At 67.3% G+C, this 6,000-nt stretch carries 6 protein-coding genes; 3 read left to right on the forward strand and 3 right to left on the reverse strand.

All coding sequences use genetic code 11. The features are described from left to right. Positions 1-254: 254 nt before the first annotated feature. Positions 255-674, forward strand: a complete 420-nt coding sequence (locus Aco03nite_RS49875; RefSeq protein WP_203809810.1) for a BLUF domain-containing protein — start codon at positions 255-257, stop codon at positions 672-674. Here the strand turns inward: Aco03nite_RS49875 and Aco03nite_RS49880 are convergent. After that, the gene (locus Aco03nite_RS49880) at positions 649-2,565 is read right to left on the reverse strand and encodes a sensor histidine kinase (RefSeq protein WP_203809812.1); all 1,917 of its coding nucleotides are present in this window, start codon (positions 2,563-2,565) and stop codon (positions 649-651) included. The genes Aco03nite_RS49875 and Aco03nite_RS49880 overlap by 26 nt on opposite strands. A 198-nt stretch (positions 2,566-2,763) precedes the next feature. On the opposite strand from Aco03nite_RS49880, the gene Aco03nite_RS53865 reads away from it, so the two are divergent. Further along, positions 2,764-3,432, forward strand: coding sequence for a hypothetical protein (locus Aco03nite_RS53865; RefSeq protein WP_239146092.1), 669 nt, complete (start codon positions 2,764-2,766; stop codon positions 3,430-3,432). Continuing rightward, complete coding sequence (locus tag Aco03nite_RS53870) at positions 3,405-3,956, forward strand: PP2C family protein-serine/threonine phosphatase (RefSeq protein WP_239146093.1); 552 nt, start codon at positions 3,405-3,407, stop codon at positions 3,954-3,956. Before Aco03nite_RS53865 ends, Aco03nite_RS53870 begins: the two co-directional genes overlap by 28 nt. Positions 3,957-4,079: 123 nt before the next feature. On the opposite strand, the gene Aco03nite_RS49890 is transcribed toward Aco03nite_RS53870, so the two are convergent. Next, complete coding sequence (locus Aco03nite_RS49890) at positions 4,080-5,228, reverse strand: hypothetical protein (RefSeq protein WP_203809814.1); 1,149 nt, start codon at positions 5,226-5,228, stop codon at positions 4,080-4,082. 167 nt (positions 5,229-5,395) lie between these two features. Beyond that, a partial coding sequence (locus tag Aco03nite_RS49895) for a methyl-accepting chemotaxis protein (RefSeq protein WP_239146094.1) occupies positions 5,396-6,000 on the reverse strand: 605 nt, incomplete at its 5' end.

A 6,000-nucleotide genomic window follows, 5' to 3' on the forward strand; every position in this document is an offset into this window, starting at 1 on the left:
GACGGCTTCATGGGGCGGTTCAACAACGACGAGTACGAGCAGCGCGGACTCGTGACCCGCAAGTAGCACGGGGTCGCGTCCGCAACGATGACGGCCCCTGCGGCGCAATGACGCGACCACGGCGATCGTCTGCTGTCATGCCCTCGTCGCATCGCGGGCGGTGGCGAGGCGTCGGCGTAACGGGCCGCGCCGGCCATTGGCGGGTGTGGCCGGTTGGCGACTCATCAGGGTCGGTGCGCCGTTAGCGTGAGCTGGTGGGTTTGAGTCAGCTGATCTACATCAGCTCGAAGATGCCGTTGCCGCCGGGTGGGATTTTCGATATCCAGCGCACGGGTGAGCGCAACAACGTCCGGGATGAGATCACGGGCGTGTTGCTGTTCAACAGTTCCTACTTCCTGCAGTGCCTAGAAGGGGAAAGAGAGCCAGTAACTGCGGCTTTCGCTCGGATCGCGGCCGATGACCGTCATCGGCGGGTGAATCTGCTGTTCGCCGCCGACGTGGCCGAGCGGGCTTACCCATCTTGGTCGATGGGCTTGCTGGATGCTTCGTCGCCTTCGGTGCTCGTGGTATTACAGGCGGTTCTGCCGGGTGGGTTGTTCATGCCGGCCAACATCTCCACCGACGTCGCACGGGCCCTGTTGCACAAGCTTAGGAACGTGCAGCTGACCCGGTAGGCAGGTCGGGTGACACGAACGATCCCGGCAGCGCCGAGGATGTGGCGCCCGGATGCGCAACCATCATGGCGATGTCGCGCGGTTGTTCGGCAGGCAGTGTCACGGTGAAGACGGTCCCGCCGCCGGGATTGGCGTCGGCGCTGATCCGGCCGTGGTGGCGTTCGATGACGCGGTGCACGATGGCCAGGCCTAGACCGGTTCCGGGGTAGCCCTGGCTCCCGTCGGCGCGGGCGAACGCGGTGAAGATGCTGTTGCGCTGCTCGGCGGGGATGCCGATGCCGTGGTCACGGATCTCGATGCGCCAGTCGTCGCCCTCGGGTTCGGCGTTGATCTCCACCTGTGCCGCGTGACCGTGACGGGTGTACCTGAGGGCATTGCCGATGAGGTTGTCGAAGACCTGCCGCAGCAGGGTGGGGTCGCCGTCAACGGTCGGCAGGTCGCCCACGACCACGACCGGAGTCGGATCGCTGTGCTCGATAGTGCGTTCGGCGACGATGTCGGCAGCAAGGAACATCAGATCGACCGGTGCGATCTTCAGGTCACGGTTGTCGGCGGTGGCATAGTCGAGCAGGTCGGTGAGCAGGCACTGCATCCGGGCGGCACTACGGCGCAGACGCGTCAGGTATTCGCGGTGGCTCGAGCTCCAATCGGCGGCCGCCTCTTCCAGGAGGAAGTCGCTGTAGCCGCTGATCTGCGCGAGCGGTTGACGCAGATCATGTGCCACCACGCCGGCGAACCCGACGAGTTCGTCCTCACGCCGACGCAGCTGCGCCTCCACAGCCTCGCGGCGGGCGATGTCCTCGCGCAACGCCGCCGTGGCCTGTGCGACACGACGTACGGCTCGGTCTCGCGAGGTTGCCACCGTCGCGGTTAGCATCGCCAGCATCAGCGTGAACAGTCCTCCGATGATCCACGCGGCGCTCACCACGTGCACCGGCGGATCCGGTAGCAACCCCCCGGTCGCGGTCACTTGCAGATGCCAGTTACGCTGCCCGGCCATCACTGTCGCAGTCCGGCTGTCACCCAGCCTGTCAATCCGGTCGGAGTCGGCGCGGCCAGCGTTCCAGCGGGCCAGAACCGTCGGGACGCCCTCTTGCGTGTTATCGGTCAAGGTCACCACGACCGTGTCCCGAGCGACCACCCCGATGCTCTCGCGCAGAAAGTCCCCACCGCGCAGTCCGAGCACAATCCAGCCACGCAGCCGACCCCGATCGGCTGCCAACGGCGACGTGGACACTACGGGAGCTACCAAGAGAGTCGACAACTGTTGACGCTCCGCCGGTAGATCAGCATCCCGCAGCAGCCGATACGGGCGACTGGCCGTCATCGTGCCGGGCCGCTGCGCCGCTCGCAAGGTCTCCATCGCCACCGCGCTGGCCCCGATGTCACGGCCCAAAGCGGCGGGCGAATCCTCCAGCGGCTGTGACAACACAGTGAACGCGTGCTGACCACCGACCGCTGTTGCCGGCTTCAGCGTCAGACCGCCGGCCCCCTGACGCCGCCAATATCGCTGCACGGCGGCAACCTGGCCGTCGGCAGCCATGACCACCAAGGACACCCCGGTCGCCCCGGGCAACCGATTGCGGTCCAGGGGGGCGGTGATGGCACGGAACTCCGACGCCCGCAGATCCGCCTGCGCACCCACCGACGCCGCCACATCCCGCACCGTATTGCCGTACCGGCGAATCTCAGCATCCACCGTCTGCGATACCACCGACGTCTGCTCCCGCAACGCCTGTGCCGCCCGGCCCTCGCCCCCACGACGCAGCGCCGACGCCGCCAACCACGTCCCGGACAGGCCCAACAATGCCACTGTCACCAGCAAAACCATCGAACGGCGGCCCGGGCGCCACGAACCCCACCCCAAAAGCCCGCCGACACGCCACTTCACTCACTGGACGCTACGCGCGGGTTCACCTTCAAGACGACGCTTCACGCCGATCACTCTCATAGTGTGAAGACTTGATCAGCGATCCTGCATCTCATGCTGGTGTCCGACGTGTTGGCCGGGCCGTAGTGGTGCGACGCCTCGGATCTGGTTGAATCGTCGGCCGGGCCGATACCGTCGGGCTCGGGAAAGAGGGCTTCCATGGGTGCGCTCGAAGCGATACGGCAGCTGATCCGCCAGGGCTACCGGGCACGTCCCGAAAATCTTGCTGGCATGGCCCTGCAGGCGGCCGAACTTCTCGGCGTCACCACGCTGGTGATCTACGTCGTGGACCATCAGCAACGCGAGCTGCTGCCGCTGTCGAGCACCCGGTCACCGGCCGGCCCCGCCATCGCGATCGACGGCACCCTGGCCGGCCGCGCCTACAGCACCATCGTCCCAGCCCCCGGCACGCTGGACACCGGTGAGCACACGCTCTGGGTTCCGCTACTCGACGGCAGCGAACGCATGGGCGTGCTGCACGCCACCGCCTCCGGCCCGCTGGACGAACAGTCCGTCACCGACCTCACCACCGTCGCCGCCATGATTGGCGAGCTGGTCGTCACCGGCGACCTCTACAGCGACACCATCGAACGCCTGCGGCGCCGCGAACCCATGCGCCTGGCCGCCGAGATGCTGCGCGCCCGACTACCGCCGCTGACCTTCGCCACCAGCCGCACCGTCATCGCCGGCATCCTCGAACCCTGCTACGACGTCGGCGGCGATGCCTTCGACTTCGCCGTCAACGGCGACACCGCCCACCTCGCCTCTTCGACGCCGTCGGGCACGGCTCCGCCGGTGGCATGCGCGCCGTCATCCTGGCCTCCATAGCGATCGCCGCGTACCGCAACGCCCGCCGGACCGATCTCGATCTCATCGCCACCTACCACCAGCTCGACAGAGCGGTACGCGACCACGAACGCACCGGCATGATCACCGCGGTGCTCGCCGAACTCGACCAGAGCACCGGCATTCTGCAGGTCATCTCCGCCGGTCACCCCAGCGGGATCGTGTTACGCCGGGGCCGCGTCGTCACCGTTCTACCTACCCCTACCGCCCTGCCGGTAACGCTCGGCGACCGCCGTCCGCCCGTCGTCATCACCGAAGCCCTGGAACCCGGCGACCACGTCCTGCTCTACACCGACGGGATCATCGAAGCCCGGGACCGTGATGGCAACCCCTTTGGCATCGACCGGCTCACCGAGTTCACCCGACAGGCCCTCGCCGACCACGTGCCTGCCCCTGAAACCGTCCGCCGGCTAGTGCACGCCATCCTCCACCACCAGGACGACCGATTGCAGGACGACGCTACAGTTCTACTGTTGCACTGGCTCGGACCGCCCAGAACACCGTGATCACAGAGCCTCGTCGGCACCTTTCCGCCTTTGACGATCAGACGCCCAATGTGGTTCTGAAAAATTCATGCGCCACCTGCTGGATAACACGATTCCGCCGGGTCCGGCGCAGTGTCGGCAGGTTCAACACGATGATGCTGGCCGGGCACTGCTCACGGCGGGTGCTTCGCCGATGACGGCTGAATTCACGGCCCGGCCATTGACTATGAGCTGCTGGCGCGGGCGGTCGAGTTCGTGCCGGCAGCGCTCGGTGGCGATGACGTCGCGTATGTCGTCGAGGCGGTCGAGGCGGTCCTGCCATCGCAGGCCCGCCAACTCGTCGCTGTAGCGAATGGCCGCCGGTGACGTTCCCGGCTGCCGGACGGTCATGCTCAGGCACCACAGGCGCGTGTTCTCGGGAATCTGAACATGAAGCTGGCCAATGATTATCCCGGCCAGCGCGCTGGCCGTGGCGTGATCACCGGACCGGCTGGCACGGATCGCCAGACCCATAGCGTCCACCGCGGGAACATCCGATCGGAGCTCCTGCCAGCCCGCTACGGCGGTGAGAAGGTGTCGATTGGCGGCATACTCGGCCGCCCACAGGTCCGGCCAGTCGTCGTCGGCACGGTCGGTCCCGGTGGACAGCATGTTGACCGCGATCCGCTCAGCCGAGGCCCAGTCCCCGACCACAGCGTGCGCACTGGCCCAGTCAAGAGCCGCGTGTAGCCGGTTGTAGTCGTTGACCCGTCGCTGGAGCCAGGCCGTCGCGTCCCAGACCGTCGCCGCCTTCGGGTCCAGCAGGTCGCTGATCAGCCGGCGGTGTTCGTCGGCCAGTTCCCATAGCGCGAGTTCTTCCAGGGTTGAGGCCACGAGTTCGTGTGCCGACACCCGATGGGCGGCCACTCCGCCCTCGTTGTCGAGCAGGACGATGGCCTCCACCAGAGACGCCATCGCGGACGGCCCGCCGGTGACCGTCCTCCGCTGGGCCGTGCGACGATCGGCGATGCGGGCCAGCACCAGCGCCCGTACGATCGGATCACCGAGGTCGGTGGCCATCTGAAGCATGACCTGCAGATGCGGGGAATCGTCCGCGCCGGCCGCGAGGGCGGCTAACGACCGTGCCAGCACGAGCAGCACCCGCACATCGTCCCAGCCGTTCGCGACAGCAACCCGCTCAGCCTCATCGGCCAGATCGAGTCCGGCTGCATCCTGAACAGTTTCGATGAGCGCGTAGGCGTCCTCGATCGCCGTACGGTGGGCGGCGGTGATCTCACCGTGGACCGTTTGCACGCCCTTCCCATCGGCCGCTTCTCGGGTGCGTAAAGAGGTTCACGCAAACTGGCGGAAAGCTGTCAACCCACGCGAAACCCACGTCGCCGTCGGCAGCGGCGTTGACGGGGATTTAGCCAGCGGCTTGTCGGCGCCGACAAGCCGCGTCTCCACCGTTTCCTGGGCGGTCAGAGCCTGAAGGCGCTGACCAGTTTGGTGAGGTCGCTGGTCATCCGGGAGAGTTCGGCGGTCGCCTGGCGGGTGTCGGCGACGCCGTCGCGGGTGGTCCGGGCCGATTCGGCGACTCCGGTGATGCTGGCGGAGATGTGGCCGCTGGCGGCTGCTGCTTCGGAGACGCTGCGGTTCATCTCGGCGGTGGTGGCGGTCTGTTCTTCGACGGCGGAGGCGATGGTGGTCTGGAAGTCGCTGATTCGGCCGATGACCTCGGTGATCATCTCGATGGCGCTGACCGCGCCGCCGGCGTCGGCCTGGATCGCCTCGACCCGGCGGGAGATCTCCTCGGTGGCCTTGGCGGTCTCCTGGGCCAGGTCTTTGACCTCGGTGGCGACCACCGCGAAGCCTTTGCCGAGTTCGCCGGCGCGGGCGGCCTCGATGGTGGCGTTCAGGGCGAGCAGGTTGGTCTGCTCGGCGATCGTGGTGATCACCTTGATGACGTTGCCGATCTCGGCCGACGAAGTGCCGAGCTGGTTCATGGTGGCGGCAGTGGCGGCCGCGGCAGCGACCGCCTCGTGGGCGACGCGGGCGCCTTCGGCGGCGTTCAGCGAGATCTCCC

Origin of the sequence: Actinoplanes couchii, from assembly GCF_016862075.1 — a bacterium.
Taxonomy (GTDB): domain Bacteria; phylum Actinomycetota; class Actinomycetes; order Mycobacteriales; family Micromonosporaceae; genus Actinoplanes; species Actinoplanes couchii.